Raw genomic sequence first — 1,957 nt, 5'->3', positions numbered from 1 at the left:
CTCACTCAATCGAGCTACGCAGCCCAACGACCGGAAGAACAAAGCGGTTTGGCAGGAAGCAAAACGGCCACGTGTTGCGTGGCCGTTGGATCAGTTCGCCTTGACTACTGGGGAAGCCCTTGTAGTTTGAGGTAAGCGGCAGCCGGAACGCCGCAGGCGTGGAGGGAACCCAAAGCGCAGCTTTGGGCTGTCCGCTTGACCGAATTGTTAGGCGAGGCGTATGGCTCAAACATTAGAGCTGCCTTCTGCTGTAGAAAGAATGGAGCCTAGGTACTCCAATACTTCTTCCTTGGATTTCCAATTTAAAACTTCTTCAGTGAGCAACTTAAGAATGCTGGAGGAGTAAACCACCTGAGCGCGCCAATTAGTGATCCAAGCTGAGCAAACTACCATCTTGACCATTCGGCTAGAACCACGATGCTTCCCAACAACCTTGACCTTCTCGTAGCCGTCTCCCCACTGCGCAGGAAGGCAATAAACTTTTGTACCCGACGAAAAGTGCTGTGTTCCGGGTTTGTGTTCTTTGCCGCCAGGGCCAAACGGGCGCGTTTCCTTGATGTTCCCTACTAAGCACCATTGCGAAGACGGAGTGGTCATGGTGTTCGCCTAACGTTGAAAGTAACCGGCACCGGAGCGCCAGCGGAGGGAACCCAAACTGCGCAGCAGTTTGGGTGTCCGGTTGACTGACCAGTTAGCTGCGGCGCTCATAGCCCGACACCCCACCGTTGTACTTGAACGGCTTGAAGCTGCTTGCTCGCGTCGAAGCTGACCAAGACAACAACGTCGTACCGTACAAGGCCAAAGCTCCCAACCTCTGCTTCTCGTGCGTAGTGAGCCTCGCGCATACCAGGCGCCGACACGCAACAGCCAAGCTCGACGCCTCTCGCAGAAAAGAACCGTTGGGCTTCTTCGATTTTGGTGCCAACAGGCAGCCCGTTTTTCGTTTCGGCTTCCCAATACGCGATGCGCTCATAAACCCGGCCCATTGAACAGGCCGACAAGAGCGCAAGTACAGTGAATGCAGCGCAGAAACGAAGTAGGCGTGACGGCGTAATCATTGAAGCAGCTAACGTTGGACGTAACGGGCGCCGGAGCGCAGCGGAGGGAACCAAACTGCGTAGCAGTTTGGCGTCCCGTTGACGGACTTGTTAGGCATCGCGGGCTCCTTGTCGTTGCCGCTTGCTAGGTAATCCATTCCGAATCGACCACCAATGTTGAGGTCTTGCAAGACGGGCATAACTCCCCCGTGTCGAGCTCACCAAGAAGATCACCCCGCTCGCAATGCTGGCATTGCAGATAGTGCTTGGGAGGAGGCCCCTCGATTAATACACAGCCTATTTGTGTGGCTGAGTCGGGGCCGAACACTGGCCCTTGAGCAAAGGACAGCCTGTCTTGAAGGATCGGTCCAAATACTGGATTGACGTCTCGATCCACTTCAGTCTTCGTTAGTACCAAGCCCATCTCTGAGAGCGATGCATGGAGCCGCTCGATCTCGTGGTCCCTGGCGCGGTGCGCAACGATAACGGGTGGTTGTCTGACCGATTCCAGTGCATCGCTGAGCGAAACACCATGCTTACGGCGCAACCATCCGGCTAGTTTGATCCGTGCCTCGCTGGGAACGTTCGCGATGGTTGCAGAATAGATGGAGTAAAACTCGGGACCACGGTTGCGTAGAGCGTGCTCGAGCCAGTGTTGCGTGCCGCAGGACTCGCATACCAGCAGACTGCAGCCACCGTAGCCTGACTCAAATGAGTGGTAATGGAACCAACCTACGGAAACCGAAAGCTGACAGTGACCACAGCGGAGACGAAGCGGCATCTCTCGACTTGCCTAATCGGGATAGGAAGGAACCTCGCGGCCCCTCCCTCCCACACCACCGGACGTACGGGTCACGTATCCGGCGGTTCGATGAATTGAATTCCTACCGTGGCGCAAGGCTGGGTAGTCCCAAGGTTTC

1 protein-coding gene is annotated in these 1,957 nt (G+C 55.9%); it reads right to left on the bottom strand.

Features of this window, described 5'->3' with window-relative positions; translation table 11 throughout:
• Positions 1–225: 225 nt before the first annotated feature.
• Positions 226–597 (bottom strand): hypothetical protein, encoded by a 372-nt coding sequence (locus HH302_RS22185; RefSeq protein ID WP_172205400.1) that lies wholly within the window; start codon positions 595–597, stop codon positions 226–228.
• Positions 598–1,957 lie beyond the last annotated feature (1,360 nt).

Origin of the sequence: Niveibacterium sp. COAC-50 (assembly GCF_013184235.1) — a bacterium.
Taxonomy (GTDB): Bacteria; Pseudomonadota; Gammaproteobacteria; order Burkholderiales; family Rhodocyclaceae; genus Niveibacterium; species Niveibacterium microcysteis.
This window is presented reverse-complemented; position numbering and strand designations above follow the sequence as displayed.